This is a genomic window from Bradyrhizobium sp. NBAIM03 (assembly GCF_020194055.1).
In the GTDB taxonomy this organism is placed as follows: Bacteria; Pseudomonadota; Alphaproteobacteria; order Rhizobiales; family Xanthobacteraceae; genus Bradyrhizobium; species Bradyrhizobium yuanmingense.
On sequence record NZ_JADYVS010000178.1, the window covers coordinates 1 to 435 of the forward strand.

A 435-nucleotide genomic window follows, 5' to 3' on the forward strand; every position below is an offset into this window, starting at 1 on the left:
GTCGACAACGCCAGCGGTAACGGCCGTAACGATCTCACCTGAGGCGCGTCGCAAAAAGCCCAACCTTGTGCCGAAACGGCACAAGCCGCCTCGGCGCGGCACCTAGACTCCTCCGCAACCTTCGCCCGCCAGCGCCGTTCGGCAAAACAGGCGGATCGGCACAGACCACGGGGAGACAACCATGCCAGCCCACACCCTCAACGCGAGCAGCGCAGGCGCGCGCGCCGCCGACGCACATCGACATCCCGCACCCTGGCGAGCCGTTCTGGCCGCCAGCGTCGGTAACGCGCTCGAATACTACGATTTGCTGATCTACGGCTATTTCGCCATCACCATCGGCAAGCTGTTCTTCCCCACGGGCGATGCGTGGAGTTCGCTGATGTTCTCCGTCGGGACGTTTGGCGTGTCGTTCATCATGCGCCCGCTCGGCTCGAT

Annotated in this window: 1 pseudogene; it reads left to right on the top strand. The window is 64.4% G+C overall.

Annotated features, from left to right (window positions below):
• Nucleotides 1-181: 181 nt before the first annotated feature.
• Nucleotides 182-435 (top strand): annotated as a pseudogene (locus I6F21_RS37975) (MFS transporter); the annotation flags it as partial.